We start from the raw sequence: 26869 nt of genomic DNA on the forward strand, positions 1-26869 counted from the left end.
TCGATTTGAAAAAGTACCATGACTAATCTTGTAGTTGCAAAATTTGGAGGAAGTGCAATTGGACCTGATGGAGTATCTATTCCTCAAATAATTCAAAGGATTGGAGATATGAAGAAAGATTCCAAAGTACTTGCTGTCTTTTCAGCTCCATTGACTATGGTTGATGGAAAGAAAAGGTCTCTAACTGATGTGATACTAGAGCAAGGAAGAAACTCTGAAAATGGAACTTTACCAACTTTAGATGGAGTAAAAGCAACTTATGATAAAATTTTAGAATTAGTCAATGAAGAAAACAAGGAAAGTTGTAAAAATTCAATAAATTCACACTTGGAAAAAGCCAAAAAAGCCCTTGATGAGGCATATTCAAAAAAAGAGTTTGCAGATGAAGTAAGATCTAGGGCCCTAGCATTCTCAGGTGAAATTCTAATGTCACATGTAATGAATTACATTTTACGCAGTAATGGAATCAAATCTGATGCAGTAGAATACGAGAATTGGCCAATTATCACAGATAACAACATAGAATCCACAAATTTTCTTCCTTCTGAATCCAGGGGTAAAATGGAAAAAACTGCTCAGCTAGTTGAAGAAAATGAGGTTGTCGCAATTGGGGGATTTATTGGAAAAACAGTAGATAATGTAACTACTACCTATGAAAGAGGGGGTTCTGATAGAACAGCTGCCGATCTTGGAATTTTATTTCATAAAAAATATGATACAAGTATAGACTTTGAAAAAGATAGTGCAGTAGTTTCAGCAGATCCTAAAATTGTCGATGACGGATTAGCAGAAGTACATCAATTATCATATAATGAAGCAAGATTAGCTGGAATGTTTGGAATGAAAATTTTAGATCCAATTGCAATTAAAGAGATTCTAGAAAATGGTGTAGACATGCCCATCACTGTAACAAATATGAAAAATCCTGAAAAGATTACAATAATTAAAAGAGTTTTAGATGAACAAAAGGGACATCCAATCAAAATTGTTACTGGCAAAGAGAATTGTGCAATTCTAAGAATTGAAACAAGTTTGGTTCAGAAATTATTAACATCACTTGAAAAAGACAAAAGATACAGCGAATTCGTAATTCTATCACCATTTACTAAAGACGGAATTGAATTTTCAAGAATACTATTTCTTGACGGAGATTATGTCAAAAGAAATGAAAAATATTTCCTGGGTTTTGATTCTCTAGCTACCATCACTTACAACAGAGGTGTTATAACTTTGATTGGCGATGAAATGTGGAGAGTACAGCAAGTTGCATCAAGAACAAGTGCAAAGATTGGTGAATCTGGATTAAACATTCTAAACATGGATGCTCAAGAAGAAACTTCACGAATAATCATTGTTGTAGAAGATGCAGAAGACAACATTAGAAAAGCAATAATGGCAATACACCAAGAGATTTCTAAAATTAATTTTATTTAGTGTAAGAGTGGCGTTACGGGTTTACACCAGTAGCGCCATCATGGGTTTGTTCTTGGACCGTTATCTAGATTTAGTCCGGCGTTACCCAAAACACGCGATAATATAATTAGTAATTTCTACTATTTAGAGCTGATCTATATAGATCTGATCACATACGCTCGGCAGCATACCAGATTACAATTCCTACACCTAGTATAGCATACCATTTGAAATTTTTTTTATTCATGAAAATATTTGCTGAGCCTAATTCCTCATCTTTGTATGTAGTTTGACGAATCTTTCTCATCTCAAAGGCCTGCCCAACTAAGCCTATAACCAGTAAAGCAATTGCTACAAAGCCCAAAGTCCACTCCATAAAGAATATTGAGATTTCTCAGATATGTAGTTTCTAATTGGAAAAAAGATAATTCTTTAAATTAGCATGTTTTTTTCTCTCTCCTATGAAGGAAGTAGGAAAAATTTGGATGAATGGGAAATTGGTACCTTTCAAAGACGCCAAGGTTCATGTTCTGACTCATGCATTACATTATTCAACATCAATCTTTGAAGGAATCAGATGCTACAATACTCCAAATGGTTCAGCAATTTTTAGACTTCCAGAACATGTTGATAGATTTTACAAATCAGCAAAGCTATATTCAATGAAAATGCAATTTAATAAAAAACAAGTTACCGAAGGTATTATCAAAACTGTAAAAGCTAGCGGTCACAAAGAGTGCTATATCAGACCATTGGCATATTACGGATATGGAACAATGGGATTAACACCTACACAAAACAAAGTTGATGTTTCTATATCATGTTGGGAATGGAAGATGGGAGAATCAAAAGCTGGAAAATTCTCTGGAGCAAAATGTAAAGTTTCAAGTTGGATAAAAATTGATTCACGATCACAACCAATGCAAGCCAAAGCTGCATCAAACTATGCAAATGCAGCATTGGCAAGAATGGAAGCATTAGAAAATGGATATGATGAAGCAATTATGTTAAATTCACATGGAAAAATTGCAGAAGGCAGTGCTGAAAATATTTTCATTGTAAAAGATGACATTATACAAACACCACCATTATCTGCCGGAGGATTAGAAGGGATCACCAGAGACAGCGTAATACAGATTATTGAAGAAAATGGAGGATTTGTGATTGAAAGAGATTTGGATAGAGACGATCTCTATGCAGCCGATGAAATCTTTATGACGGGAACTGCTGCTGAGGTCAAATCAGTAAGCCAAATTGACAAAGTCAAGATAGGAAATGGAAAGATGGGAAATATAACAAAAGCATTACAAAAATCATTTTCTGATGCAGTAATGGGTAAGGATGAAAGATTCCTTCCATGGTTGACATTTATCTAATTCATGAAGTTTTTTACCAACAAACTCAATAGATAATTATGGATTCATGCACAACAGGAGATACGCCTGAGATATGTTGGTTTTGTAGAAAAGGACGCTGCGAAGATTGTATGAAAGAAATTCCCACACAAGGTAAATCAGATGGACCTCATGACTGCACATTTGACACTAAATTAATTCCATGTAAATGTCAATGCAATAATTAGTACAAATAAAGCTCTAATTTTAAAAAATTCATGGCTTATGATGAAGATTTTTGGAACAAGTATACTGAAGAAAATGAAGCCAGATACAACGAAGAATTTTCAAAATTTACACGAGATTTAGCAATTTCTCTAAGGACAACTAGTGTGTTAGAAATTGGATGTGGGACAGGAATAGATTTACGATTATTTCCAGATACGTTTGAGATTAATGGAATTGATCTTAATGAAAATGCATTAAAGATTGCAAAAGAAAAACTTCCTCAAGGAGATTTTAAGAAAGGCACTATAACAGATTTGCCATTTGAAGATTCATCAATTGATTTTGTATTTACCCATCAATTACTAAATTATCTTGATGATGAAACATTACAAAAAGGAATTTCTGAAATGTTCAGAGTTGCAAAAAAATACATTATGAATTGTGAAAAATTTGAGCAATCTGAAAAACAGATTGATGATCACCATAAAAATCGTAATATGCTAAAAAGATGGATGGATTACAAAATAAGAATGGTAAGTAACGTTGACATGCATGAAGAGATAGACCCAGATAAATCTAGATTTACATTACTTAGAAAACTTTAACCCAGATTTTTTGGTAAAATAATTCTAAATGTTGTAGGTTCATTTGAAACAGAGATTGTACCCTCATGTTGTTCTACAATATTTTTGCAGCTTGCTAATCCTAAACCAGTTCCTTTTTGTTTTGTTGTAAAGAGAGGTTCAAAAACTTTGTCAAGATCTTTTTCTGGTATTCCAATTCCAGAATCAACAAAATCTAAGATTACAGAATCATGTGATTCGGAAACTATTATTTTAATTTCCCCACCTTCGGGCATGGCTTGAATTGCGTTTACTATAAGATTAATGAAAACAGGATCTAATTTTAGCGGATCACAATCAAGTTTAATTTCATTTTTAGGAATATTCATTTGAATATCATCAGGAATGTTAATTTTTTCTACAGAGTTTTGAATTAAATCATATACATTTACAGCGGAAATTTTTAAAGGTGAAATTCGTACGTACCCTAACACGTCATCAACTTGATGTGAAATCCTCTCAACACTCTTTTCAATCAAACCTACTCTTTTCTCAAATGATTCATCAGGGGATTTTGATTGAGCATTACTTTGTTTTAACAAATCAACTGACATTTTGATAACAGATAGGGGATTTCTCAAATCATGGGCCAATCTTCCAGATAATTCACCTATTGCAGATAATCTTTCAGATTTTAGGAGTTCTTCGGTTTTTTCTTCTACAAGATTTTCAAGATTGTCACGTTGTTCAGTCAATTCTTTTGTTCTCATTTGGACTAGTCTAGAGAGATTTTTGTTGATAGTGATTACTATAACTCCAAAAACTGCCAACATTCCAACAATTCCCAACATGAGGCTCTCAATGGAAAGCTCCTCTCCAGTTTGAAGCATTACAGCATCAATCAATGAGATTAAGATTACCATACAAACAATGGCAACAGTTAGAGGAATTCCAAATTTACTAATTGTTTCAAATTTTACGTGTTCTGTAAAGAAGAAAGTTTTTTCTTCATTTGGATCGTGTTTTAATGAGGTTAATCTACTTTGGATGGCAAAAATGCATAAAAGAAAAGTGTAGATGTACATCACATCAACAGGATGGCCATCATAGTAAGATCCATCGATTTGAGCAAGTAAGAAGAATGTGTCAGCTATAGCATATACAATAAATCCAAACAATAGCAACATCCATGAAAAGTTTGCACCTTTTTTAGCAAGGAAAAGAACTCCTACAATTGCAGGAATCAGTTGAACTGATGCCATTATTGGATACGCTAAGGCAATGGATACTGCAAACGATGATTCACCATAAATATCATCATAAGCTGCTGCAACTGATGGAACAAGAAATGAAACTGATAAACCAATTGCAAATAGCCAAACATTTCTACTAACAGATGATAAAATTGGTTTTAATGAAAGAAACAAAAATGCTGTAAAGAGTGGATATGAAGCGATATAGAAAATATCAGCTTCGGAAGGAAATGGTTCTCCATCCCAAAAATAATCATAAGCTTGCCAGATTTGTTCTGCAACAAACCAACATACAGTTCCTAATGTAAACATCAAAAATGCTTTTACTTGAAAATGATTTCTTCTGTAAAGTTTTATTGTAATAAAAGATGCAAAACCTACCAATACTGCAGGAACAATGGTATATGCTGGAAAAGATACATATGAAAATTCAAAATCACTGAGGAAAGGACGTAACTGGTATAAAGCTGTAAATCCCACAAGGGATAAAATTAAAGGAATTAAGATTTTTTTAGAATCTGTTTCATGTTTATTTTTCATCATATTGAGAACACCTTTTCATTAAATTTATTTTTAAAATGTATGATATACTTCTAAAAACCAATTTTACTCTAAAAAAGAGTAAAAAAAATCATAGTTATTATCAAATGTGTAACAAATTATACTGACGGATCTTTAATAGGAAAGTATGACAATATTACCCTTGGCATGGGCAATAGTATCTTAATTGTAGAAGATGATGAGGATTTGCTTGTAATCTATAAAGAAATTTTAGAATTACATCAATTTGAAGTGATTACTGCGAGAAACGGAAAAGAAGGAGTAGAAAATTTTATGGAATCTAAACCATCTCTTGTAATTATGGATGGGGACATGCCAATCTTAAACGGATATGAAGCATTTAAAAAAATCAAAAAAATCGATAAAGATGCAAATGTTGTGATTGTAACTGGATTTTCAGAATTTGAGCCAAAAAATCAAGAAGTAATCAAGATGGGCTTGATTAAAGTTATCTCAAAGCCTGTTGGTATAGATGACCTTCTAGTTTTGGCTGAAAAATATGGAAAAAACAAAATTGAAAAAGAATTGTAACTAAAGCTTACAAAAAATTCATTAACTCTGATGATTTAGTGAGAATATGCCATTTAAGATCCTATACAGTTTTGCAAACGAAGAGCACCAGTATACATGCTATGTTACATATGAGCAGTACAAAAATTTCAAAAAACTACCTAGTCTAAAAGAGTGCAAAATAATTACAGAAAATCAAGAGGATGTTGAAGAATACAAAAATGAGATGCAAGATGCTCTAAATTTAGCAGCAAAAAATGATACATCCCATATCAAAAAATTATCAGAAATGGTTTGATCAGGTATATCCTAGTGCAAATTCCCACAAATGGAAATATTCTATTTTCGTTGACGTTTTTGTAAATTTATCAATTTTACATAAACAAAATAATGTCTTTGTGCTCAAAATAGCATGGCTGAAAGAATCACAATAATGCTGAATAGTGATATTGCAAAAAAATTACGAAATATGCAAGCCAAAAAAGTTAAAGAATCAGCATCATCTGTAAGTTTTTCAAGAATCGTAAATGAAGTACTTCAGAAAGGCTTAGAGTAAATCAGGATTTTTTGTGTATAGTCCTAATGTGCCGTTTAAGATTACCCTCACCAAAGAGTTTTTTATCACAATAAGGACATTTTATTCTAGTAGCCAAACTAATGTTCATACAAAGTATGAGTATGATATATTAATATATTAAGAAGTCCCAATTTTGGGAATTTTTGGATACTAGATGTATCTATTCAAAATTACATGTGGATTAATATTTCCCAATTATAGGAATAACATTGAAGAATTCTTTTAATGTTAATTCGTATAGTCATTTTAAAACACTAGAATCAATTCAAGAAATAATCAAATGTCCAGAATGTAATTCAAATGATAATTTGTGTGATATTCACTCAGAACTTATCAAGACATACATTGTAGATGATGTCAAAGGTTGGCTGGATGAATTGAATCGTCACAGTAACCAAAATACAACAATAAAAAATACAGTTTGAAAAATTTATTAAAATTTTAAACAGCGGGTCTAGAGGGATTCGAACCCACGACAGCAGGATTAAGAGTCCTGTGCGCTACCTGGCTGCGCCATAGACCCACCAAAATAGATATGCATGAAGTTGTTATTAATCTTGAGATTTGAAAATAAATGAAAATTTAGTTTTGAGCTTTTGCTTCAATTTCATTGTACTTTTCTAAGATTGCTGTAAGTGCAGTTGAAACTGGAACATCGTTCATCTTTTTCTTTTCGGCTAGAAGTTTTTGGTATGCATCTAAGGTGATGTAAACCGGAATTGAACCATTTCCTTCAAGTAAACCTCTAACGTTGTAAAGTGCAGTTTCCATTCCTTTTTCAGCAGACTTTGCAAATTTTGCTTTATCCATGATGGCTCCTAATGGACCAAATGGCATTTCATAATCTACTGACATGGTTACTCTTGTGAGGTTGTTACCTAGGGCTTTGAACTCATTGGTAATTTGCCATTTCTTGAATGGACCTTCGATTTGTTTTGCAGAAATTTTCTCATTTCTGACAAACTCGATTGTCTCACAATCCCACTCTAGACGTTTGCCGCTAAAGTCACCGATAATTCTAAAGGTTGTACCTACACCCATTCCTTCCTTGATATCCATAGGAACGACTGTCATGCCTACTGCATCAGATTTAATCTGGTCAGAAACGTGTTCTGGTCTTGCAAAGTAGGTAAAAACATTCTCTACAGGTGTTTTGATATCGATTGATTTTGTAACGAGGGTCAACGATTGAGTTTCTTGCCAATAAGGATTTAAAGGTTTTGAAGATTTCCCAACGAAATTAAATTACAATATATTCGTCTGATATCCATAATAATCCATAATGTCCAAGAAGCGATCAATTTTTCTGATCTTTGCTTTATTGATGATTTTGCCGATCTTCGATGATTCGTATGCTCACTCTATGTTCAATTCTGCTGAAAAGTTTCATTCTGGATATAGAGTTCAAGTGGCTACTGCACCAGAATTTCCGCAGATAGATGAGCCATCACAATTTTTAGTCAAAGTCACAGATAGTGATTTTGAGGAAGTAGACAGATTCACAATGGCAATAAAATTTTTCTTTAATGGCAAACAAGTAGATACAGTTCCTCCAACTTCCATTGAAGGTGGACACTGGGACTTTGATTATGTTTGGAGAACGCAAGGGAATCATATTGTAGAGATTTACTTGTATGACATGAATCATTCAGGAGATGTAATTGCATACAAGTTTAACATGGGAACTCAGAGTCCATTTGGATATATCTTCATTATTGCAATTACCGTTGGTGCACTTGTATTTACCGGAGTAATGGGTTACATTTACATCCCAAAGATGTTAAAAAAATCTAGATCTTAGCGGTAAGTGAATTTCGTACCATTCTAAATGCAAATAGAGTTGTGAGTAATACCATAGAGAATAATAAAATTCCAATTCCCAAATGAATTGCAACTAAAACTGCATGAAGTTTTGTATCGATTACTAATGCGCCCAATGTAATTTGAGTAATTACAAAAACAGTTGCAAGAGAACTCGTAACTTTGATTTTGGTTTCAGAATTTTTGTTGATTAGAGCTGCAACCATTGTAGCTATTACTAGTGCACCAGTAGTTGCTGCTGCCAATCTGTGAATCCATTCAATCAAATATTCTTCAGATGGCATAATTCCGTTTGGACATAATGGCCATTCAGGACATGTTAAACCAAGTCCTGCTGCTGAAATATATCCACCTAAGAACATTAACGAATACAACACTATCATAGTTGCTAGAGCAAGATATTGGATTGCCAAAATTTTTCTATTCTATTGTGATGTTACCGAGCATCCAAGGATGAACAATGCAATAGTATGGGTATTCTCCTGGCTCATCTAGTGTTACAGAAAATGTAAGTCCACCAGCAAGTATACTACTGTCAAATAGTCCATCAGGGCCATCTTGAGGATTTCCACTTGTAACTGTATGAGCTGCTGTATCATCATTTGTCCAAACAATTTCGGTTCCTGCAGATGCAGTTACGTGATATGGAATATAGCATTCATTGGTTTCTTGGCATCCAGGAACTCCAGAGCCTTCTGGGAGTGAAATTGAGCCTTCATATGCAACTGGTTCAGTTGAAACTGGTTCTTTTTCTTCCATTGGTTCTGCTTCTTTCATTGGTTCAGGTGCTGCTTCCATAACTTCTTCTTCAACAGCAACATCACCTACAATGATTTTTCCAACCATTCCTTGTTCTCTGTGACCTGGAACTGTACAGATGTAATAGTATACACCTTCTTCACCTGCGATAAATTCTGAAGTTCCGCTTTCACCAGCTTTTAGTGGCTTTGCTGGTGATGCAACTTCTGAACCTGGAATGAGTCCACCAAAGCCTTCAGTGTCTTTAGTTACACCAAATGCGTGGAATGATACTCCATCATTTACTACATTAAAGATTACTTTGTCACCAACTTCCATGTTGATAGTTGGATTATTGTCAGGCTCACCTGGCAATGCATTAAATGCCAAAGTGATAAAGTCTGAAGATTCGATAAATGAAAGATCAGATGTGATTGTTGCACCAGTATGGACTGCTATTTCAGTTGGTCCAGAATCTCCTGCCATCATTGCTACAACTGGGGCTGGTTCTGAAATCCAGTAGTCCCATAGTCCAAAGAAGATTGCACCGCCAACAATACAGATACCTAACATGATTGCCATCATTTTTCCAGTTCTGCCTGGAGTAGTTCTGTAAAATTCTTGATTATCGTGACTCATTTTTCATTTTCTCCTAGTGTGATGGGTTCTTTGCCTCAAATGGATAGTAGTACTTGCCTCCAAGACCGAATGGATCGTCTGTGTCTGCAAGTTTTCCTTTGCCAGAACTGTAAATCATGTTATACAAGAAGATGGCCATGCTGACACCAATTACCATTGCACCTACTGATGCAATTTGGTTCATAGCAATCCATTCTGGGATTGGTGGATAATCGAAAATTCTTCTTGGCATTCCGTACAAACCAAGTACGTGTTGTGTGAAGAATACCAGTATTGTTCCTATGAATGATAAGATAAAGTGAATCTTACCCATTGTCTCATTGTACATTCTACCTGTTACGTATGGGAACATGTAGTACAAGTAACCAATGGAACCAAATGCAATTGTTCCCATCACAAAGAGATGGAAGTGACCAACTACCCAGTAAGTATCGTGTGTTGTAAAGTCTAATGGCATTGCACTGTTAACGACACCACCTGCACCTGCAGAGAAGAATAATGCAATTCCTCCAACGGCCCACATCATTGGTGTTGAGAATCTAATTCTACCATTCCACATTGTTGCAACAAAGTTGAATACGTGCATTGCAGATGCTGGAACAGCAGCCAGAGTACCTACCATGAAAACAGTTTTTTCTGTAAATGACATTCCGGTTGCATACATGTGGTGTGCCCATGATGAGAAACCGACAATAGATAATAGAACAAATGCAAAGACACCAGAATTGTAACTAAAGATTGGTTTTCTAGAGAACCTTGGAATTATTTCATACATCATACCAATTGCAGGAATTACCAAGACATAGACTTCTGGATGGAAAGTAAACCAGAACAAGTGTGCATATGCAATTGGATCTCCTCCCATTGCAGGATTAAAGAATCCACTTACACCAAGTCTATCAGTAAGTAACATCAAAAGTGCAGCTGCAAATGTTGGAATTGCAACAAGAATAATCAATGATGAAGACAAGAATGACCATGCAAGTAATGGGACTTGACCAATGGACATATCCGGATGTTTACATTTTAGAATTGTAACTACAAAGTTTATCGCTCCCAGAACTGACGATATACCTAGAATCTTTAATCCAAATATCCACATGTCAGCAGCAGGACCGGGTGCACTGATAATTGAGTACGGTGGAGTTGCATACCAAGTAAAGTCTGCAAATCCTAACCAGATTAGTGCTCCAGATGGAGGAATCATCCAAAATGCAATTGCATTAAGTTTTGGATAAGCCATATCCTTGTATCTGACCATAATTGGAACATAGTAGTTACCAACGGCAGATGCAAATGGAATGATAAACAAGAAGATCAACGTTGTTCCGTGAACAGTAAAGATTCTGTTGAATGTCATTGCATCAGCAATTATTTGAGCTCCAGGCAAGAAGAGTTCTGCTCTAATTGCAAGTGCCAAAGCACCACCTAAGAATAAGAATCCTAATGATGAAATGAGATAAAGTAATCCAACATCAGTGTGATGTGTTGAGAACATAATTTGCCAAATTGGACGTGGTTTTTGTAATTCTAGAACCATTAGTTAATCTCTCCATTTAGTACATTTGGAATTTGTGATAAAAGCGTTGTCAAGATGATGGTTCCTCCACAATTAATTTTCCTCTCATGTTATAATGAATTAATCCACAGTATTCTCTGCATTGGATATCGTGTTCTCCTACTTTATCTGGTGCAAACCAAACGGTATTGACTCTACCAGGAATAGCATCTATCAAAACTACATAATCGTGAATATTGAATGAATGGTTAACATCTGTTGCCATCACTTCAAATTTGTAAGCTTTACCCTTTTCAACATGTAGCTCACCTATTTCTTTTGTACCATCTTCATGTTCAAAAGTCCAGAACCACTGTTGTCCAGTTACTTTGATTACTTTGGCATCTTCAGGAACGTGCTCAACAAGTCTTTCTGCTTCCCATGCTTCTGCACCTACCCAAGTCATTAATGCAATTACGATTCCAACGTAAATCCATTCAGGCCAATTAGAGTGTCCACCCATTTCTACCAGTCCGTACCCTCATATGGTGTTGGTTTTGCTTTTGGATGAGATTCTCTAAATCTCCAAACTAACCAAATAATTGTTCCAGATACTACTGCACCTACTGTAAATGCAACAGTCATCATTCTAAAGAATAAGTTCCAAATAATCACTCTACGATCAAGATATTCTCCTGGTTCATCTCCAGCAGCAAAGGCTGATTCTAAAGCAGGAATTATAACTAAAACTGCCATTACTAAGAATAATCCGACCATCCACTTCATAGCGATTGACTGTCGTGACCTTTGATTTCTATTTAAGGGTTTTCAAGATTACTAGTTACCAACCCTGATCGAATCTTGAAGGGTGCATTACATTAAGTCCGGAAATGGAAAATTTTCGATCTTTTTCTCTAAAGATATTGAGAGATGCATTTGCAATAATTAGTTCAAAGAGATTTGTCGGAGAGAGTTCTACAATTGTAGATAGCATTGCTTTGATAGGATCCATATGAGTTACAAGAACCACGTTTTCATCAGGATGTTTTTCAAGAACATGATCAACAATTCCTAGAACACGAGATTTTACTTGAGAGAAAGTCTCAACACCATTATGAGCAATTTCTAATTCTCCATTATAGAATTTCATAAAGACATTACCATGACTGTTAAAAATTTCATCATAAGCCATTCCAGTAAATTTTCCCATATCAAGTTCAATTAATCTTTCATCAATAGATACATCAATAGAATTATGTTTTCCAACAATTTCTGCAGTATGTTTTGCTCTCTGAATAGGACTTGAATAAATTGCAGAAATATTCATGTGTTCAAGTAATTCAGCAGTATGTTCTGCCTGTTTTACACCAGTATCTGTTAATGGAACACCTTCAGTTCTTCCTGCAAGAATACGTTCAGTGTTATTTTTTGCCTGACCATGTCTAAGGAAAATTATTTGTCCCATATTGCTCAAATTTCAAATAGAGATAATAATAACATTATCAGAGGTATATTATGAAAGTTGGAATTATTGGTGGAACAGGTGGAATGGGCAAAGGATTTGCTCTAAGATGGTCACAAAATCATGATGTAATAGTTGGCTCTAGAGATGCTGCAAGAGCAGCTGAATCTGCTTCTGAGTATACAAATCTTGCAAAAGAAGCATTTGGAGAAATTAAAGGAACAATTTCGGGAAACGATAATGTTTCAGTTGCAAAAGAAAGTGATATTTTGATTTTATCAATTCCATATGAAAATATTGATACTGTGTGTTCAGGAATTCTTTCAGAAATAAAAGATAGTTGTGTTGTTGTCTCACCAATTGTTCCAATGACAAAAACAGATGTTGGTTTTGAATGTGTATCAATTAAAGACAATAAACCATTTTCATACAAACTTGTTTCAAATCACATGAAAGATAAATCAAAACTAGTTTCAGCATTTCACGTAATTTCAGAGAAAAAACTTGTCAACCCAACATTGGAATTAGATTATGACATTTTTGTTTGTGGAGATGACAAGGAAGCTGTAAATTCAGTTAATACACTAATTGATGAAATCAAAGGACTCCGTTCAATTTACTTGGGTCCAATTGAGCTTTCATATCTTGCAGAAATGTCAACACCATTGCTTCTAAATGCAATGATTCAAAACAAGATAAAAAATCCTGGAATAAAAATTATCTAAGTCGGAAATTCTGACTATTATGAGCCACGAATATTATAGACGAGGCAAAAATTGGTTTACTGCCATAGGCATAATGTTTTGTGTGATGGGAGGAATAGTTCTCATTCAGCAGTTACTAATTTGGGGTATTGAATTTGTCATAGATTTTATGGTAAATGGAGAAATAACAAATGAAAAAGTTTCAGTTGCAATGATTGGATTTGGAGTTTTTATGGTAGCATTAGGATTTAGAAAGCATGACCAAAAAAGATGAATTTTTAAAATCACAAAAAATTTTGCGTTTAGCTACATTAGGAAAAAATAATTCTCCACATATTGTTCCTGTTTGGTATTTGTACAGTGCAAAGAAATTCTATATTGGAACAAACACTAGAACACAAAAAGCAAAAAATATCAAAAAAAATAAAAAAATTTCATTTTGTATTGATACAGGAGTTAATGCACCAAATATCTATGGTGTTATGGGTCAAGGTAAAGCCAATTTGATTTTAGAAGAATCTAAAATGAAACGGATTGCAAAAAAAATTCTTTTAAGATATTTTACAACTTTGAATAAAAAATCTGCAAGAGAATTGCTTGAAGATACTGATTGTATAATTGAAATTATTCCTGAAAAGTTGACATTGTGGAGTTATTGACTAACAAAATCTTCAATTTTGTTCATTGCAGAATCTAAAATTTCTAAACTTGGAAGATAAACTAATCTAAAATGCCCACTTCCATATTGTTCGCCAAATCCTGAACCATGAACAGTCAAAACACCTTTTGATTCCAATAGTTTTGTAACAAATTCTTTGTCAGAGCCAAACTTGTTGTCTTCAATTTTTGGAAATGCGTAAAATGCTCCTTTAGGATTTGGACATGAGATTCCAGGCATTTCATTAAGTCGTTTAACTACAAGATCTCTTCTCTTTTTAATTTCAGAAACAAAACCCTGAACATAGTCTTGTGGACCACGAAGAGATTCTAATGCAGCATGTTGAACTGGAAGACTGGTTGCAATTCTAACTCTAGCTAATTTGGGCAGATTTTCCTGAATTGCCAGTAATTTTGGTGATTGATTAAATGCAATATATCCAATTCTCCATCCTGACATTAGATGGACTTTAGAAAATCCGTTTAGAACTATAACTGGAGAATCACCTGCAACTTTGCCAATTCCTACAAATTTTTCATCAAAGATAATTTGATCATAGATTTCATCACAGATTATGTACAGATTATGTTGATTTGCAATGTTTACTAGTTCTTTGAGTGATTTTTCATTAAAGACAACACCAGTAGGATTGTTTGGACTGATTAAACAAATTGCAACTGTTTTTGGAGTAATTTTGGATTTTATATCATCAATGTCTGGTGTTGAATTATTCAAATCAACTCCAAATTCTACAGGAATTCCTCCATGGAGTCGAACATAGGATGCATAAGGAGGATAATAAGGACCAGGTAACAGAACTTCATCACCTTCTTCAACAATAGAAGATATGACCATGTCCAAGCCTTCAGATACACCATTTGTCACTAGAATTTCATCAGCAGAAATGGACAAGCCTTTTGCATTTTCTTTTTTAGCAATTTCTTGTCTTAGTTCTAGTAAACCTTCAGAAGTTGAATAGTAATTTTCACCTTTGTTGATTGCATCAATTAATGCTTGTTTGACATTATTTGGTGGTTGAAAACCAAATTGTACAGGATCACCTATGTTAAGATAATCTACTTGCATTCCTTTTTCTTGGACTTTACGTGCTGCAAGAACAATATCCCTAATGGCATACTCTACTCCTGCTACTTTTTTTGATACCTTCAAAGTATCTAGACAGATATTTAGGCCCGTTAAAGTCTTACTTTTTTGGACTCGTTGCACAGCCTGGATAGTGCGGGCGGCTTCGAACCGCCAGGTCGAGGGATCGAAGCCCTCCGAGCCCTTTAGATTATCTTATTAATCAAGTGTTTTTCATTGTTGATGAAGTGAAACTATCATTATTCAAAATAGGATTAATTTTAGTAGTTTCAGGAAGTATTTGGATTGCAGTAATTTTTGAAAATAATGAAAGAGTTCATGATGAAGTAAGTCTTAAACAAAGTACGTCATTTGAGATTAAATCTAGTTTTATAGGAAGTGATATTGGATTTTACAGAGTATTCATGCCTGAATTTGATGGTGAAGAGATTTTTGTTCAAACATTAGATCCAAATGAGAATATTCTTGAAGAAAAGAAAATTCAAACAAAATTATCTGTAGGATATTTTGATTATAATACAAATGGCATACATACAATAAAAATTACAAATATTTCAAAAAATTCAGTTTACATTCAACTTGAATTAGGTGATACAAATTCTAAAGAAATGATTCCAGCAGGAATTTTGATTCTAGTAGGTTCTATTACTTTGATAATAATGTCTTACTTTAAACTAAGAAATTACAATATGGCGCAGCCTGATGAAAATATTTCATAAACAGGAATACATTGGATAGTATGACCAATTATCAAAACTAGATTAAATGCCAACCAAATTGTAAAAAATAAAAATGCAATTATTGAGAATGGTAGTATAAATCGAAGTTTTGTATGCTCTCTATTTTTAATAATGAAAACAGCACCAAGTGATGCCAATACAAGTCCCAATTCAAGAGGTTGATGAGACCAAGAGACTAGTCCGTCAATTCCAAAAAGATCATGAGACAAAGAATCACCAAATCCAGAAATAATTTGGATAATAGATCCAATTATTACAAGTTGGATTCCAGTTTTTAGAAATCCAGAAACAGATTTTTTGTAAAGTAGAATACCTCCTAAAACTGCGCCAATTGAAGAAATTGTTACTCCTGTATAGACTACAATGTGAGGAGTACTCCAAAAGAACTCTGGCTCATTTTGAAGATGAGAAATAGCATCCCAAAATCCGGCAGAAACCACAATGATAGGACCAATAACTGCCAAAATTGAGACAAATGATAGCAGTGTGTTAGGTTTTGTTAAAGTTGATTTTGAAATTCTTTGAATCAATTTCATTGTGATTGCACTTTGAATAAGGAATATTTGAAATATTGTAAGTATATCAATTTGGAAAAATACACTCCAAGCCTAATTTTATTAATTAACTATATTACATGAAGAATAGAAGAAAGATTATGAGTCCTGGAATAGGGTTAATGAAGAGAAGGCTAGAAAAAGAAAAAGATGCAATAGCTCTTGCTGTATCCGGAATTGCTAAAGAATACAATATCAAACCTGAAGAAACAAAGACTTTGGAAACAAAATATGATGATGATGCAGGTGATTGGTATGTGGCATTGGGATGGCTAGAAAAACGAGCAATAGTAAAGATGGATTCTGTTCAAGGAACAATTACTGAAATTAAAGAAATTTAATTATCCAAAAATTATTGATACTGTATGTCAAAAGCAATTGTTTTAGGGGGTTCAAGAGGAATTGGAAGAGCCATATCTGAAGCACTTGATTCAATTGATGTAGATGTGGTTGCAACATCAAAGAATGAAATTGACACTTCAAACTTAGATAGTGTTAGAAATTTTGTGAAGGATTATAATCAAACAGATATTCTTGTCTTAAATACAGGTGGTCCAGCTCCTAAACAATTTTCAGAAATTACTGAAGAAGACTGGATGAAATATCATAATCAATTATTTTTGGGATTTTGTACTATATTGCAAAATATCAAAATTAACGATGGAGGATATATTTTCTTGATTAGTTCAAGTGTTATCAAAGAACCAAATGCTAAATTAATTATTTCATCAGCATATAGAACTGCATTTTCAGAAATTTTCAAGGTGTTAAGTAAGGAATATGCTCAAAATCAAATTAGCTGTATCAACATAGCACCTGGTCCAATTAATACAGATAGAACAAAAGAATTGATAGACAATGTAGAGGAATTTATGAAAACATTACCAATGAAAAGGTTGGGTGAACCAAAAGAAATAGGAAATTTTGTAAAATCCATTGTAGAAAATAAGATTAAGTATCTTTCAGGAGTTACAATAAACTTTGATGGTGCAAATTCAAATTATGTATTTTAGTAATTACCTAAGAAGTTATTAATTAATAAAAATCACAGAAAATATGACAGATTGGAATACATTAAGAGCTAGATTTCCTGATGATGAATTTGAGGAAATTGAGAGAATTAAAGAACAATATGGATTAAGTTATAACGAAATTATTCGTTCAGGAGTAAAATTTTACGTTGGATTAACTTTAGGTAAAGAATTGATTGCTGATGCACTTGAAGAAAAAGATATCAAAGTGGGTGGAAAAAATTTGGGTGAAATTCTAAAAAGTCCTGAATATCAAGCAAATCTTGAACAAAAAATTTCCAAATTAGTAAAGATTCTCATATGGGAATTATTTGAAAAAGGAATGGACTTTAAAGAAAAAACAAAGTCAATTAGAAAAGAACGTAAAGTTGGTAGACCAAAGACTAAGAAAAAAGTTGGTAGACCTAAACAAGGACTAGATTAATTATTTTTTAAATTCCACATTCGGAGTATCAGGCTGACCAGCAATGGCGATTAAACCTCCATCACGAAGCTGTTGTAATAATTGCATAACTTCTTTTTCAACTTGGTTTCTTTGTAGTCCTGTTTGTTGTGCAAAGATTTCCACAAGTTCTGTAACTTTTCTTTGACCATTACATGATTTCCAGAAATCAACAATAGCTTGATTAACCATAAAACCCTGTTCATGTTCATTTGCTAAAACCATAGAGCCATCTTCTTGTTGAACCAATTTTCCAACACCCTGAGGTAAAGCGGTTTCATAATTTATTGGAGCAGGAGTATTCATACCAGCACCCATATTTTTGATTTTTATCTTAGCCTCTTCAGACATTTTATCCATTGACCAAGGAGGATCCCAAACAATTTCGATGTTGACATTATTTACTCCAGGTACTTTTTTAACAAATCGTGTAGCATCTGAAACAAGGGTTTCATGTAAAGGACATCCTTGGGTAGTCATAGTCATTTTAATATTTACATCATTATTTTCAGCAACATCAATACCATAGATCAATCCCATTTCAACAATATTGAGTGGGACTTCTGGATCCATACATTGTTTTAATGAATCTTCTACTGATTGAGAAGTTACTGTACTCATATTGTTTGAAGCAGTTTGAAAAACAATAAAAACTTTCTATTTATTAGCTTCAAATAATTTTTCTATGGATTCTTCAAATGGAGGCTGTGCTACTCCTTTTTCGGTAATTATTCCTGCAATTAGTTCAGGAGGAGTCATGTCAAATGCAGGATTTATGACATTGATATTATCTGGAGCTGTTTTAGTATCGCCTACACCAGTTACTTCAGTTCCTTTTCTCATCTCGATAATAACATCTTCAGCTTTACTTTCCAAATCAATTGTCGATAAAGGAGCTGCAACATAAAATGGAATGCCATGTTGTTTTGCCATAGTAGCAACTTGATATGTTCCAATTTTATTAAAAACATGACCAGTTTTTACAATTCTATCAGCACCCACAACAACTTTGTTAACTAGACCGTTAGCCATAGAATATCCAACTGCTGTATCAGGAATTAAACTAACATCAAATCCATCATGTTTTAATTCAAATGCGGTTAACCTTGAACCCTGTTGAATTGGTCTAGTTTCTGTAGCAATAACTTTTACATTTTTTCCACTTTCTTTGGTAGCTCTAATAACCCCTAATGCAGTTCCATAAGCAACAGTAGCTAAAGCTCCGGCATTACAATGTGTCATAATTGTATCATTATCATCAAATAAAACAGAACCATTTTTACCCATGGTTTTATTAATTTCAATATCTTCTTCTGCCATTTGTTTGGCAGTAGAAATAACAAGTTCTTTTATCTCATCTATCGAATTTCCAGTTTGTGCGATTGTCATAATTTTTTCTAAACCCCATCCAAGATTAACAGCTGTAGGTCTTGTTGCAAATAAAATCTCCTTTGCTTTCTTCAAATCATTAATGAGATCGTCCTTGTTTTTAGCTTCACTCTGTAATACAGCAAGTGCCATTCCAAATGCACCAGAAACACCTATTGCAGGTGCACCTCTAACCACTAGAGTTTTAATTGCAATAGCTACTTGATTAAAATCATCATATTCAACAAATGTAAGTTCATTTGGTAACTTTGTTTGATCAATCATTATTACCTTATTATTTTTCCATTCAACTGTACGTAAAGACTTCATGTCATTAGAAATTTGACTCATTAAAAATTAACAAAATAAAGTATATTTTAAATCAATCTCAAAAATAGACATCAAATATTTATTTTTGTAGAATTACACTTTGTTACTTGTTAACAATTAATCAGTTAGAAAAATTTGATTCTAATAAAATGTACAGAGTATATGATGAATGGCCAAATATCGCCAGAAATCAATATGAAAAACAACTTGAACAAGTAGATTTTGACAATGTTTCACACATTGTTTTTGCTGGAATGGGGGGTTCTGGAGCCATTGGAGATATTTTTGCATCTATTTTATCAAAAACAGATATTCATGTTGATGTAGTAAAAGGCTATCAATTACCTAAAACTGTAAATTCTGACACGATTGTAGTTACTACAAGTGTATCAGGAAATACTGAAGAAACATTAAGAATTTTAAATGATTCAAATTCACTTCAAGCAAAAATTATCGCATTTTCCGATGGAGGAAAAATTCAGCAATATTGTGATCAGAATCAAATAAATCATAGAAAAATTTCTATGATACATTCTCCTCGTGCTTCATTTCCTACCTTCCTTTATTCAATGATGCAAGTATTTGAATCAGTTTTACCAATTGATAAAATAGACATCAAAAATTCTATTAATATTTTAGAAAAACAAAAAGAGAAAATTTTTTCAGAAAATTTAGTTAATGAAAATCCGGCATTAGATTTATCACAATGGATTACAAAAATTCCATTAATTTATTATCCATGGGGACTTGAAGCTGCAGCAATCAGATTTAAAAATTCATTACAAGAAAATGCAAAAATGCATGCAATCACTGAAGATGTGATCGAAGCTTGTCATAACGGAATTGTTGCATGGAGCAAAAAATCTGAAATTCAACCCATTTTAATCAAAGGTGCAGATGATCATTCTAAAACAAAAGAAAGATGGAATATTTTAAAGGAATTCTTTCATGAAAAAAATATTGAATTTAAAGAAATTGATTCGATAAAAGGTGGTATTTTTTCAAAATTAATTAATTTGATTTATTTCTTAGATTATACTTCAATTTACAAAGCAATTTCATTAGAAATTGATCCATCACCTGTGGAACCAATTGATTTTGTTAAACAAAAATTAAAATCTTAAACATCATAAGATTGTTTTTTTGATTTTGTATATTTTTTATTGATTGATTTTGCTTTAGGGGTTTTTTTAAGATAATTTTGATTTAATTGTTTAATAAGATCTAATGTTTGATGATGAATTAAATCAAGATTTGGAATAACACAATGACCTCCAATGTAGCCGGGATACATTTTTGGTCTATTACCCAAAAATTTGTGAATTTCATCTGAAAATGACCACATCTCATCATAATCAACTTTATGTTCATTTGCAATCATATTGCTAATTTGAGCATAATTTATCAGCCAACCATAATATGATGTATCACAAACAATTTTTGCCAATTCTAACGTAATTGGGGAAGATACTTTTCTTGATTTTACATTTGAAAGTTTCAGTAATTTTCTATACTCATTAGATGCCCAAGAAGATTTTGGGGCAGATTTTTCAATTGCATAAAATTTTGTATATTTTTTTAAATCAGATAACATTCTTTGATGGATTCCTCTTGTTGCGCTATAGATTACTGGAACAGTTAGTTTTTCTTGAAGTTTTGAAGTAGTATATGGAGAAATTGTACTATGAATTACAACTATCAAAGGAGAAAATTGATCAACTAAATTAAGAACGTTTTTTTCAAAATTTTTGCCAAATGGGATACAAATATGAAGGAATTTGGTTTGAGCATTTGCGTATTTCTCAAATTTTTTAATGTTCATTAATTTTTTATCAATATCAAAGCCAATTGATATCGAATTTTTAGATAGTAACTTGAGAATGGGATTTCCAATTTCGCCTAATCCAGCTACAATATCTTTTTGATTCAATTGTACTCAGTAAAAAAATAGTCATAAATTAATCAATCTGAAATTAATTTATCTACAAAAATTGTTTTAAATAGATTAATTTGAAAGTAGGTAAGATTTGGTACAATTAGAGATCTATGAACACATAGAACATATGGTTCAAAATAATGAAAAAATTTTGCTTGATTTGGATGATCTTGCAAAGTTTGCTCATTACAAACATGGGAAAGAATTTCTCAAAATTCCATCAACCATAGTTGGTGACAAAACAATCTTAGAATGGTTTGCAGTAGATGAAATTTCATATTGGTGGTTTATATCACCAATTATTCACTCAAAATTTAAGGAATCAACAATCTTAATTGAAAGATTATTTTTATTTTTTGATAGTTATGATATCACTAATGTAAAAATTGATTCAAAATTAAAAAATAAAAAAATAATTGAAAATTTTTGTAAATTTAAAGAAATCCAATATGAAGTATTTTCAAACAATTTTAAAGAGAAATTAATAAGTACTTCAAAAAATTTCGTAAAAAAACAAGGTTATAAAAATATCACAAATAAAAAAATTGAAAATAGAATATCAATTTATAACAAATTCCAAAAAAATACTCAATTTAAAAAAAATTCAATAATTTTTACATCTCCTGGAATTTATAGACGAAGTAGATATAATATACAAAAACAGGAAGCAGAAAATGAAGAATTTTTCATACAGCCTCTTGTAGATTTTTTAAAAAAAAGATTTCCTATTTTGTGTATTGATTTAGATTATACATTCAGAGGAAATACTGAAATTTTGAAAGAAAGATTAGAAACTGAAAATCATTGGATTCCCATTGAGATTTTATTAAAACAAAAGAATGTAAAAAAATCAAAAGAAAACTTAGATAGAATAAAAAATCAATATAAAAAATTCAAAGAAAATAGATTAAATGATGTTTTTAAGTATAAAGAAATTTCATTTTGGGAATTTTTAGAAGAATTTGTGGATGAAATCTTTTTTGAGCCAAACCTACCTACATACACTAATTTACTCTTGGAAATTGAAGATTTTCTTAAAGAAATCAAGCCAAAAATGATTATTCAGGTATATGAAACTGGACCTTATGCAAAAGCATTTGAATTAAGTGCAAAAAAACTTGGAATTAAGACAGTAGGAATTCAACATGGATTAATTCCTTCAGATAGTGGAGATTATATTTTTAGAGAGATTTTCAATGAAAAAAATAAACTTGGAAATATTATACCAGATATAACATTAGTATTTGGGAATTATTACAAAAAATTATTAACGGAGATTGGAACATATCCGAAAGACAAAGTTATAGAAATAGGAAATCCAGCATACTATAATTTAGACGAAATTAAACATAATTTGAAAAAAGAAGAATTACAAGAAAAATATTCTATACAAAATAAAAAAACTGTTTTAATTCCATTATCATTTAGATTTCTATATTTCAAAAATAATCCTGATAAAATATTATTGGATGAAATTTTTGAAAAATTTAAAAATAGAGATGATATTCAGTTTTTAATTAGAACACACCCTGGTGACGACTTTAACCTAGAAGAATTAAGAAAGATGTATCCTACAAACAATTTCCTTTTAAGTAAACACACATTAGTTGAAGATTTTGTTTTGTGTGATCTTGTTGCTATCTTACCAATATCAACTGTAAGTACAGAAGCTGCATTATTTGAAAAACCTATAATTATGATAGATGTGATTAATGATAAAATTCAATCAAAATTTAATGAAACATATGAAGAATTAATCAATTCAGAAATAGTTAAACTTGTTAGTATTGAAAAAATTGATGATGCAATAAATTCATTAAAAAAAGATGAAATTTGGAGAACAGATGATTCAGAAAAAAGAAAAAAATTTGTAGAAAATTATTTTAATGAAAATAAGAAAGTTGATTTTGAAAAGATCTTATTTGACAATTAACTTTTAGGCTTTAGAACATACATATGAAAACAATTGTTTTTTGAAGGGCTGCTTAGTTCAAAATCAATGTAAGAGCGAAATAGAGGATATAATTCATTGATTAACCTATTCTTAATCCTCTTCCTTTCCAGATTATCTAATTTATTTGCCATTTCTATTAAAAATGGACTATATGGGCGTAATCCAATACTCCAAAATTTAATTAAATTTTTGGATAGATGTGTTGAATGATGTGAAATCTCAAATCCAGAAGTAGAAAAAATCTTCTTCCATTCCTGATTTGTGTAACAGTGTTTAATATTATCATGAATGCCTCTATCTAAGATTTTAGCCCATTTGGATTTGGTTTTTAGAAAATGATTAAAAATTAAAAAATTTTGAAATTTTTTATCTGGAACAAAAATTATAACTTGTCCATTATTTTTTAAAATTCTATTTATTTCAGATAGAGAAAAAATAGGATCTTTTAGCCAATACAAAACATTACTAAAAACTGAATTAAATGAATTTTCTTCAAAAGGAAATTTTTTATTCATATCATGTTTTATTAATTTATTATACAAGCCATAAGATTTTGCTTTATCAAGTAAATTTGATTTCCAATCCATTCCAACATTAATTTTTAGAGATGATTTTTTAGTAATTTTCGGTTTTACAAATGAATTCTGATTATGAATATCTTTTCCAGAAAAAAAATCCTTAGTACTTGAAATTGTAGAATAAACATCAAATGATTTAGAAGTTTCACCTGAGAAAAGAGTAAAACTAAAACTTCCATCACCACATCCTGCATCAAGAAGGGGTTTTTGAAAAGCAATATTTTTCATTTGAATAGCATCAAGTGTTCTCCAAATTGCAGTTTCAGGTCTTAGCCAATATAGATTTAAGAAATTTTTTAAGATTTGGCCATTTGTATCCAATGCTAATCCTGATACTAAGAAGTTTAATAATCTAGTGGCATGTTTACAAAATTAAAGTTTAACAATTTGTAGACAAAATCCCACAATAAGATTATGTACTACACTAATTTCATGAAATATAATGTATGCAATTACAATTCCAACTAGTACGAATGTTGGGGATTACTTAATTTCTAAATCAGCTAAACGAATCATTAAAGAAATTAAAGGAGATGTTGAAATTATTGAATTTCCTATGCAAAAAGATCTTCAAGATAATTTGAAAGAGATTAATGAGTGTGATGCGATGATTATTCCTCATTTTGCAATAAGAGATCCAGGCATGTATCCTGAAACTTATAGATTAGTGAAAGATTTGAAGCAGATCAAAGTACCTATTTTTCCTTTAGGTGCAGGATGGAAAGGCTTTCCTGGTGATTATAATACCGTTAAAACACTTGAATATTCTCCAAAAACAAGAAAATTTTTGCAATATATTGCAAATCAGGTGGAAACAGTTCTTTGTAGAGACTATTTTACATGTCAAGTTTTGAAAAATCATAATATTTCTAATGTTGTAATGGGTGGAGATATTGCATGGTATGATTTTGACATGATGGGAAAAGAAATGAATCGAAAAAGAGAAATCAAAAAAATTGTATTTACAACACCACATGCACCATGGTTCAATAAACAGGCTATGGAAACAATGAAGATGTTAGAAAAACTTTATCCAAATGCTACAAAAATTTGTGCAATGCATAGTGGATTGAATTTAGAAGACGATGAAGTTGGAAAATATGGACAACAAATAGGATTTGAAGTACGAGACGTATCAAAGGATTTAGAAAAAATTGAATTTTATAAAGAATGTGATTTACATGTGGGCTATAGATTACATGCACATATTTTCTTTTTAAGAAATCGAAACCCTTCAGTTCTACTTCATGAAGATGGTAGAGGTACTGGGTTCAGTTATACAGTAGGGATTGGAGGATTTGATGCATTCAAAATAATGGAAGGATTAAAGAAGAAAATTCATTTTGCTACACATAAGGGTAGAGAACGAATAATGGCTGCAGATATGCAGATTCCTAAAAAGGTTAAAAATTTCTTAGAAGAGGAGAACCAATCATATTTTAGGAGATATGTTGGTATCCCAAAAATGTTTGATCAAACATTTCAGCAAGTAATGAAACCTTGGATTGAATCGATTCCTTAATTAAAATTCATAAAATAATGTTATTAATCAGAATATGTTTGATAGTTTATGGAAGATGATGATTTAGAAAAAATTCTTGAAAAACTAAATAGTAAAAAAAGAGACTGTGAATCTTTTTCAAAGAAATATGAAGTCAGAAAAATGGATGATCTCTTTCAATATTACGAAGGAGCTAAATGGGCAATAGAATTTGCAATTTCAGTAATAGAAAATAAAGATAGTAAACAATAATTATTTTCCAACTGTTTGAGAACGATTAACATAATTATCAATCCCAATTAATCGTCCATCAACATCTGTTGTATCTCTTTTTGTTTTTCTTGGTAAATAGCATTTTTTACATGGAGAAAGATCAGTCATTCCTGTATGTTTTAAATGAATTTTTCTGGCATCAGTTAATTTTTTACCATGCCATATATTGAAAATTGAATCTTCATTCACGTTATCTAATTTGTATTCTTCAAATTCATCATTAGAACACATCATTACAGTACCATCTGCACCAATTACAAGTCTCTCCCATAATTGAGGACAAGTGAAGTTATTTTCGTATTCAATGTCAGTATCATTTCCTAGATAATCAATTAGAGGATTTGATGCAACTTGATCAGTAATTGAGTTAAATGTGTTGTAAAAATCTTCTGGGTTTTTTGAAATAGCTGGCCATACAGTTTGAACTTTAATTACAGGTTTGACAACTCCACGTTTTTGTTTTATCTCAGAATATTTTTTAATTTTTGAAACAGCATCATCAAATTTTAAGGGATAGCGAATTTTGTCATAAGTTTCTCCAATTCCATCAAATGAAATTGTTAACCAATCAAGATCTAAATCAATAAGTTTTTGAAAACCTTTTTCATCTAAAAAACCACCATGAGTTAGGGTAGAGACTTCTTTAATGCCTTTATCTTTTGCATATTCAATCATTTCATAGATATTTTCATTAAGAAATGCTTCGCCACGTAAACTAAGTCTTATTGAAAATAAATTATATTCTGAACATTCATCAATGATTTTTTTAAATAGATCAAAATCCATGTGTTTTCTGTTAATTTTCTTTTTGAACTCATCTGTTGTAGTATAACACATAGGACAACTTAGATTGCACAAGCTTGATAATTCTACATCTACATGAGACGGAAATTTAGGAACATGATGAAACCTAGGGTAAAGATGCCATTTGACTCTATTTTTTATGTAACTAAAGAGATGCCCTTGACCCCTATGTAATTCAAATTTAAAATTCTGTGTTCTACTTGATAATCTAAATTGTCCTTTGTTAATTTTCATATTGCTTCATCTTACTCCATTAATATTTAATATTCTCTGTTTAAAAGTTGAAAAAAAGTCT

34 protein-coding genes and 2 tRNA genes are annotated in these 26869 nt (G+C 31.7%); 19 read left to right on the top strand and 17 right to left on the bottom strand.

All coding sequences use genetic code 11. The features are described 5' to 3' along the window. Nucleotides 1–18 precede the first annotated feature (18 nt). On the top strand, nucleotides 19–1434 hold the full coding sequence (locus Q0941_RS01900; protein WP_299290815.1) for an aspartate kinase: 1416 nt from the start codon (nucleotides 19–21) through the stop codon (nucleotides 1432–1434). A 148-nt stretch (nucleotides 1435–1582) separates the two neighbouring features. Here Q0941_RS01900 and Q0941_RS01905 read toward each other — a convergent pair whose 3' ends face one another. Beyond that, the gene (locus tag Q0941_RS01905; protein WP_299290817.1) at nucleotides 1583–1789 is read right to left on the bottom strand and encodes a hypothetical protein; all 207 of its coding nucleotides are present in this window, start codon (nucleotides 1787–1789) and stop codon (nucleotides 1583–1585) included. Nucleotides 1790–1874: 85 nt separating this feature from the next. On the opposite strand from Q0941_RS01905, the gene Q0941_RS01910 reads away from it, so the two are divergent. Further along, nucleotides 1875–2789, top strand: coding sequence for a branched-chain amino acid transaminase (locus Q0941_RS01910; protein ID WP_299290819.1), 915 nt, complete (start codon nucleotides 1875–1877; stop codon nucleotides 2787–2789). Nucleotides 2790–3025: 236 nt separating this feature from the next. Further along, entirely contained in the window at nucleotides 3026–3580 is a 555-nt protein-coding gene (locus tag Q0941_RS01915; RefSeq protein WP_299290821.1) for a class I SAM-dependent methyltransferase, read from the top strand. Here the strand turns inward: Q0941_RS01915 and Q0941_RS01920 are convergent. Continuing rightward, nucleotides 3577–5334 (bottom strand): sensor histidine kinase, encoded by a 1758-nt coding sequence (locus Q0941_RS01920; RefSeq protein ID WP_367277458.1) that lies wholly within the window; start codon nucleotides 5332–5334, stop codon nucleotides 3577–3579. The genes Q0941_RS01915 and Q0941_RS01920 overlap by 4 nt on opposite strands. Before the next feature lie 165 nt (nucleotides 5335–5499). Here Q0941_RS01920 and Q0941_RS01925 point away from each other — a divergent pair, with 165 nt between their 5' ends. From Q0941_RS01925 to Q0941_RS01935, 3 genes are all read left to right on the top strand, one after another. Then, complete coding sequence (locus tag Q0941_RS01925; protein WP_299290823.1) at nucleotides 5500–5883, top strand: response regulator; 384 nt, start codon at nucleotides 5500–5502, stop codon at nucleotides 5881–5883. Between the two features lie 46 nt (nucleotides 5884–5929). Beyond that, nucleotides 5930–6160 carry a hypothetical protein gene (locus tag Q0941_RS01930; RefSeq protein WP_299290825.1) on the top strand — a complete coding sequence of 77 codons (231 nt, stop codon included), beginning with the start codon at nucleotides 5930–5932 and terminating at the stop codon, nucleotides 6158–6160. A 114-nt stretch (nucleotides 6161–6274) separates the two neighbouring features. Continuing rightward, nucleotides 6275–6418: a hypothetical protein gene (locus Q0941_RS01935; protein ID WP_299290826.1), complete on the top strand. Its 144-nt coding sequence runs from the start codon at nucleotides 6275–6277 to the stop codon at nucleotides 6416–6418. Between the two features lie 470 nt (nucleotides 6419–6888). Here Q0941_RS01935 and Q0941_RS01940 read toward each other — a convergent pair. Both Q0941_RS01940 and Q0941_RS01945 read right to left on the bottom strand, forming a co-directional pair. Next, nucleotides 6889–6962, bottom strand: a tRNA-Lys gene (locus Q0941_RS01940). Between the two features lie 59 nt (nucleotides 6963–7021). Further along, a complete protein-coding gene (locus Q0941_RS01945; RefSeq protein ID WP_299290828.1) occupies nucleotides 7022–7624 on the bottom strand; it encodes an SRPBCC family protein in 603 nt (200 codons plus the stop codon). Nucleotides 7625–7721: 97 nt separating this feature from the next. On the opposite strand from Q0941_RS01945, the gene Q0941_RS01950 reads away from it, so the two are divergent. Beyond that, a complete protein-coding gene (locus Q0941_RS01950) occupies nucleotides 7722–8240 on the top strand; it encodes a hypothetical protein (RefSeq protein ID WP_299290830.1) in 519 nt (172 codons plus the stop codon). Here Q0941_RS01950 and Q0941_RS01955 read toward each other — a convergent pair. From Q0941_RS01955 to Q0941_RS01980, 6 genes are read right to left on the bottom strand one after another with little or no spacing between them, the layout of a single operon-like run. Then, nucleotides 8230–8673 carry a COX15/CtaA family protein gene (locus tag Q0941_RS01955; RefSeq protein ID WP_299290832.1) on the bottom strand — a complete coding sequence of 148 codons (444 nt, stop codon included), beginning with the start codon at nucleotides 8671–8673 and terminating at the stop codon, nucleotides 8230–8232. The two genes, Q0941_RS01950 and Q0941_RS01955, sit on opposite strands and share 11 nt — an antisense overlap. A gap of 7 nt (nucleotides 8674–8680) precedes the next feature. Then, nucleotides 8681–9637 carry a plastocyanin/azurin family copper-binding protein gene (locus tag Q0941_RS01960; protein WP_299290834.1) on the bottom strand — a complete coding sequence of 319 codons (957 nt, stop codon included), beginning with the start codon at nucleotides 9635–9637 and terminating at the stop codon, nucleotides 8681–8683. A gap of 13 nt (nucleotides 9638–9650) precedes the next feature. Next, nucleotides 9651–11177 carry a cbb3-type cytochrome c oxidase subunit I gene (locus Q0941_RS01965; protein WP_299290836.1) on the bottom strand — a complete coding sequence of 509 codons (1527 nt, stop codon included), beginning with the start codon at nucleotides 11175–11177 and terminating at the stop codon, nucleotides 9651–9653. A gap of 49 nt (nucleotides 11178–11226) precedes the next feature. Beyond that, a complete protein-coding gene (locus tag Q0941_RS01970) occupies nucleotides 11227–11658 on the bottom strand; it encodes a cupredoxin domain-containing protein (RefSeq protein ID WP_299290838.1) in 432 nt (143 codons plus the stop codon). A 2-nt stretch (nucleotides 11659–11660) separates the two neighbouring features. Beyond that, nucleotides 11661–11921, bottom strand: a complete 261-nt coding sequence (locus tag Q0941_RS01975) for a heme transporter CcmC (protein WP_299290840.1) — start codon at nucleotides 11919–11921, stop codon at nucleotides 11661–11663. Between the two features lie 55 nt (nucleotides 11922–11976). After that, a complete protein-coding gene (locus tag Q0941_RS01980; RefSeq protein WP_299290842.1) occupies nucleotides 11977–12600 on the bottom strand; it encodes a histidine phosphatase family protein in 624 nt (207 codons plus the stop codon). Between the two features lie 50 nt (nucleotides 12601–12650). Between Q0941_RS01980 and npdG the strand changes: the two genes are divergently transcribed. From npdG to Q0941_RS01995, 3 genes are read left to right on the top strand one after another with little or no spacing between them, the layout of a single operon-like run. After that, nucleotides 12651–13322 (top strand): NADPH-dependent F420 reductase, encoded by a 672-nt coding sequence (gene npdG, locus Q0941_RS01985; RefSeq protein ID WP_299290844.1) that lies wholly within the window; start codon nucleotides 12651–12653, stop codon nucleotides 13320–13322. 19 nt (nucleotides 13323–13341) lie between these two features. Then, nucleotides 13342–13575, top strand: coding sequence for a hypothetical protein (locus Q0941_RS01990; RefSeq protein ID WP_299290846.1), 234 nt, complete (start codon nucleotides 13342–13344; stop codon nucleotides 13573–13575). Continuing rightward, the gene (locus Q0941_RS01995; protein ID WP_299290848.1) at nucleotides 13559–13960 is read left to right on the top strand and encodes a pyridoxamine 5'-phosphate oxidase family protein; all 402 of its coding nucleotides are present in this window, start codon (nucleotides 13559–13561) and stop codon (nucleotides 13958–13960) included. The genes Q0941_RS01990 and Q0941_RS01995 overlap by 17 nt, the downstream gene beginning before the upstream one ends. Here Q0941_RS01995 and Q0941_RS02000 read toward each other — a convergent pair. Continuing rightward, on the bottom strand, nucleotides 13954–15129 hold the full coding sequence (locus Q0941_RS02000; RefSeq protein ID WP_299290850.1) for an aminotransferase class I/II-fold pyridoxal phosphate-dependent enzyme: 1176 nt from the start codon (nucleotides 15127–15129) through the stop codon (nucleotides 13954–13956). The two genes, Q0941_RS01995 and Q0941_RS02000, sit on opposite strands and share 7 nt — an antisense overlap. Nucleotides 15130–15173: 44 nt before the next feature. On the opposite strand from Q0941_RS02000, the gene Q0941_RS02005 reads away from it, so the two are divergent. Together Q0941_RS02005 and Q0941_RS02010 are read left to right on the top strand one after the other, a co-directional pair. Then, nucleotides 15174–15248, top strand: a tRNA-Arg gene (locus Q0941_RS02005). 42 nt (nucleotides 15249–15290) lie between these two features. Further along, on the top strand, nucleotides 15291–15782 hold the full coding sequence (locus tag Q0941_RS02010; RefSeq protein ID WP_299290852.1) for a hypothetical protein: 492 nt from the start codon (nucleotides 15291–15293) through the stop codon (nucleotides 15780–15782). Here Q0941_RS02010 and Q0941_RS02015 read toward each other — a convergent pair. After that, the gene (locus Q0941_RS02015) at nucleotides 15746–16339 is read right to left on the bottom strand and encodes a hypothetical protein (protein ID WP_299290854.1); all 594 of its coding nucleotides are present in this window, start codon (nucleotides 16337–16339) and stop codon (nucleotides 15746–15748) included. The two genes, Q0941_RS02010 and Q0941_RS02015, sit on opposite strands and share 37 nt — an antisense overlap. Before the next feature lie 119 nt (nucleotides 16340–16458). Between Q0941_RS02015 and Q0941_RS02020 the strand changes: the two genes are divergently transcribed. Genes Q0941_RS02020 through Q0941_RS02030 form a run of 3 tightly spaced genes read left to right on the top strand, consistent with a single transcriptional unit; the run spans nucleotide 16459 to nucleotide 17812 of the window. Beyond that, nucleotides 16459–16698: a hypothetical protein gene (locus Q0941_RS02020; RefSeq protein ID WP_299290856.1), complete on the top strand. Its 240-nt coding sequence runs from the start codon at nucleotides 16459–16461 to the stop codon at nucleotides 16696–16698. Between the two features lie 24 nt (nucleotides 16699–16722). After that, complete coding sequence (locus Q0941_RS02025; protein ID WP_299290858.1) at nucleotides 16723–17370, top strand: SDR family NAD(P)-dependent oxidoreductase; 648 nt, start codon at nucleotides 16723–16725, stop codon at nucleotides 17368–17370. Between the two features lie 43 nt (nucleotides 17371–17413). After that, the gene (locus Q0941_RS02030) at nucleotides 17414–17812 is read left to right on the top strand and encodes a hypothetical protein (RefSeq protein ID WP_299290860.1); all 399 of its coding nucleotides are present in this window, start codon (nucleotides 17414–17416) and stop codon (nucleotides 17810–17812) included. Here Q0941_RS02030 and Q0941_RS02035 read toward each other — a convergent pair whose 3' ends face one another. Continuing rightward, nucleotides 17813–18451 carry a PqqD family peptide modification chaperone gene (locus Q0941_RS02035; RefSeq protein ID WP_299290862.1) on the bottom strand — a complete coding sequence of 213 codons (639 nt, stop codon included), beginning with the start codon at nucleotides 18449–18451 and terminating at the stop codon, nucleotides 17813–17815. A 36-nt stretch (nucleotides 18452–18487) separates the two neighbouring features. Next, entirely contained in the window at nucleotides 18488–19549 is a 1062-nt protein-coding gene (mtnA, locus tag Q0941_RS02040) for an S-methyl-5-thioribose-1-phosphate isomerase (protein WP_299290863.1), read from the bottom strand. A gap of 86 nt (nucleotides 19550–19635) precedes the next feature. On the opposite strand from mtnA, the gene Q0941_RS02045 reads away from it, so the two are divergent. After that, entirely contained in the window at nucleotides 19636–20652 is a 1017-nt protein-coding gene (locus Q0941_RS02045; RefSeq protein ID WP_299290865.1) for an SIS domain-containing protein, read from the top strand. Here the strand turns inward: Q0941_RS02045 and Q0941_RS02050 are convergent. Then, nucleotides 20649–21458 (bottom strand): GDP-mannose dehydrogenase, encoded by an 810-nt coding sequence (locus tag Q0941_RS02050; protein ID WP_299290867.1) that lies wholly within the window; start codon nucleotides 21456–21458, stop codon nucleotides 20649–20651. The two genes, Q0941_RS02045 and Q0941_RS02050, sit on opposite strands and share 4 nt — an antisense overlap. A 97-nt stretch (nucleotides 21459–21555) precedes the next feature. Here Q0941_RS02050 and Q0941_RS02055 point away from each other — a divergent pair, with 97 nt between their 5' ends. Next, the gene (locus tag Q0941_RS02055) at nucleotides 21556–23397 is read left to right on the top strand and encodes a hypothetical protein (protein WP_299290869.1); all 1842 of its coding nucleotides are present in this window, start codon (nucleotides 21556–21558) and stop codon (nucleotides 23395–23397) included. Here Q0941_RS02055 and Q0941_RS02060 read toward each other — a convergent pair. Continuing rightward, nucleotides 23394–24317 (bottom strand): methyltransferase domain-containing protein, encoded by a 924-nt coding sequence (locus Q0941_RS02060; RefSeq protein WP_299290871.1) that lies wholly within the window; start codon nucleotides 24315–24317, stop codon nucleotides 23394–23396. The genes Q0941_RS02055 and Q0941_RS02060 overlap by 4 nt on opposite strands. A 121-nt stretch (nucleotides 24318–24438) precedes the next feature. Here Q0941_RS02060 and Q0941_RS02065 point away from each other — a divergent pair, with 121 nt between their 5' ends. After that, nucleotides 24439–25518 (top strand): polysaccharide pyruvyl transferase family protein, encoded by a 1080-nt coding sequence (locus Q0941_RS02065; RefSeq protein ID WP_299290873.1) that lies wholly within the window; start codon nucleotides 24439–24441, stop codon nucleotides 25516–25518. A gap of 48 nt (nucleotides 25519–25566) precedes the next feature. Continuing rightward, nucleotides 25567–25749 carry a hypothetical protein gene (locus Q0941_RS02070; protein WP_299290875.1) on the top strand — a complete coding sequence of 61 codons (183 nt, stop codon included), beginning with the start codon at nucleotides 25567–25569 and terminating at the stop codon, nucleotides 25747–25749. Here the strand turns inward: Q0941_RS02070 and Q0941_RS02075 are convergent, their stop codons facing one another. Then, entirely contained in the window at nucleotides 25750–26808 is a 1059-nt protein-coding gene (locus Q0941_RS02075; RefSeq protein ID WP_299290877.1) for a radical SAM/SPASM domain-containing protein, read from the bottom strand. Between the last annotated feature and the right edge of the window lie 61 nt (nucleotides 26809–26869).

The organism is Candidatus Nitrosopumilus sp., from assembly GCF_028278985.1.
In the GTDB taxonomy this organism is placed as follows: Archaea; Thermoproteota; Nitrososphaeria; order Nitrososphaerales; family Nitrosopumilaceae; genus Nitrosopumilus.

Bases quoted from the DNA above. Each gene is read 5' to 3' on its own strand.
- Q0941_RS02015 (WP_299290854.1), bottom strand. From the start codon at position 16,339: ATGAAATTGATTCAAAGAATTTCAAAATCAACTTTAACAAAACCTAAC.
- mtnA (WP_299290863.1), bottom strand. From the start codon at position 19,549: ATGAGTCAAATTTCTAATGACATGAAGTCTTTACGTACAGTTGAATGG.
- Q0941_RS01905 (WP_299290817.1), bottom strand. From the start codon at position 1,789: ATGGAGTGGACTTTGGGCTTTGTAGCAATTGCTTTACTGGTTATAGGC.
- Q0941_RS02030 (WP_299290860.1), top strand. From the start codon at position 17,414: ATGACAGATTGGAATACATTAAGAGCTAGATTTCCTGATGATGAATTT.
- Q0941_RS01925 (WP_299290823.1), top strand. From the start codon at position 5,500: ATGGGCAATAGTATCTTAATTGTAGAAGATGATGAGGATTTGCTTGTA.
- Q0941_RS01980 (WP_299290842.1), bottom strand. From the start codon at position 12,600: ATGGGACAAATAATTTTCCTTAGACATGGTCAGGCAAAAAATAACACT.
- Q0941_RS01995 (WP_299290848.1), top strand. From the start codon at position 13,559: ATGACCAAAAAAGATGAATTTTTAAAATCACAAAAAATTTTGCGTTTA.
- Q0941_RS02025 (WP_299290858.1), top strand. From the start codon at position 16,723: ATGTCAAAAGCAATTGTTTTAGGGGGTTCAAGAGGAATTGGAAGAGCC.
- Q0941_RS01990 (WP_299290846.1), top strand. From the start codon at position 13,342: ATGAGCCACGAATATTATAGACGAGGCAAAAATTGGTTTACTGCCATA.
- Q0941_RS01930 (WP_299290825.1), top strand. From the start codon at position 5,930: ATGCCATTTAAGATCCTATACAGTTTTGCAAACGAAGAGCACCAGTAT.
- Q0941_RS02035 (WP_299290862.1), bottom strand. From the start codon at position 18,451: ATGAGTACAGTAACTTCTCAATCAGTAGAAGATTCATTAAAACAATGT.
- Q0941_RS01975 (WP_299290840.1), bottom strand. From the start codon at position 11,921: ATGAAGTGGATGGTCGGATTATTCTTAGTAATGGCAGTTTTAGTTATA.
- Q0941_RS01900 (WP_299290815.1), top strand. From the start codon at position 19: ATGACTAATCTTGTAGTTGCAAAATTTGGAGGAAGTGCAATTGGACCT.
- Q0941_RS02020 (WP_299290856.1), top strand. From the start codon at position 16,459: ATGAGTCCTGGAATAGGGTTAATGAAGAGAAGGCTAGAAAAAGAAAAA.
- Q0941_RS01950 (WP_299290830.1), top strand. From the start codon at position 7,722: ATGTCCAAGAAGCGATCAATTTTTCTGATCTTTGCTTTATTGATGATT.
- Q0941_RS01915 (WP_299290821.1), top strand. From the start codon at position 3,026: ATGGCTTATGATGAAGATTTTTGGAACAAGTATACTGAAGAAAATGAA.
- Q0941_RS01965 (WP_299290836.1), bottom strand. From the start codon at position 11,177: ATGGTTCTAGAATTACAAAAACCACGTCCAATTTGGCAAATTATGTTC.
- Q0941_RS02065 (WP_299290873.1), top strand. From the start codon at position 24,439: ATGTATGCAATTACAATTCCAACTAGTACGAATGTTGGGGATTACTTA.
- Q0941_RS01920 (WP_367277458.1), bottom strand. From the start codon at position 5,334: ATGATGAAAAATAAACATGAAACAGATTCTAAAAAAATCTTAATTCCT.
- npdG (WP_299290844.1), top strand. From the start codon at position 12,651: ATGAAAGTTGGAATTATTGGTGGAACAGGTGGAATGGGCAAAGGATTT.
- Q0941_RS02070 (WP_299290875.1), top strand. From the start codon at position 25,567: ATGGAAGATGATGATTTAGAAAAAATTCTTGAAAAACTAAATAGTAAA.
- Q0941_RS01970 (WP_299290838.1), bottom strand. From the start codon at position 11,658: ATGGGTGGACACTCTAATTGGCCTGAATGGATTTACGTTGGAATCGTA.
- Q0941_RS02075 (WP_299290877.1), bottom strand. From the start codon at position 26,808: ATGAAAATTAACAAAGGACAATTTAGATTATCAAGTAGAACACAGAAT.
- Q0941_RS01960 (WP_299290834.1), bottom strand. From the start codon at position 9,637: ATGAGTCACGATAATCAAGAATTTTACAGAACTACTCCAGGCAGAACT.
- Q0941_RS01935 (WP_299290826.1), top strand. From the start codon at position 6,275: ATGGCTGAAAGAATCACAATAATGCTGAATAGTGATATTGCAAAAAAA.
- Q0941_RS01910 (WP_299290819.1), top strand. From the start codon at position 1,875: ATGAAGGAAGTAGGAAAAATTTGGATGAATGGGAAATTGGTACCTTTC.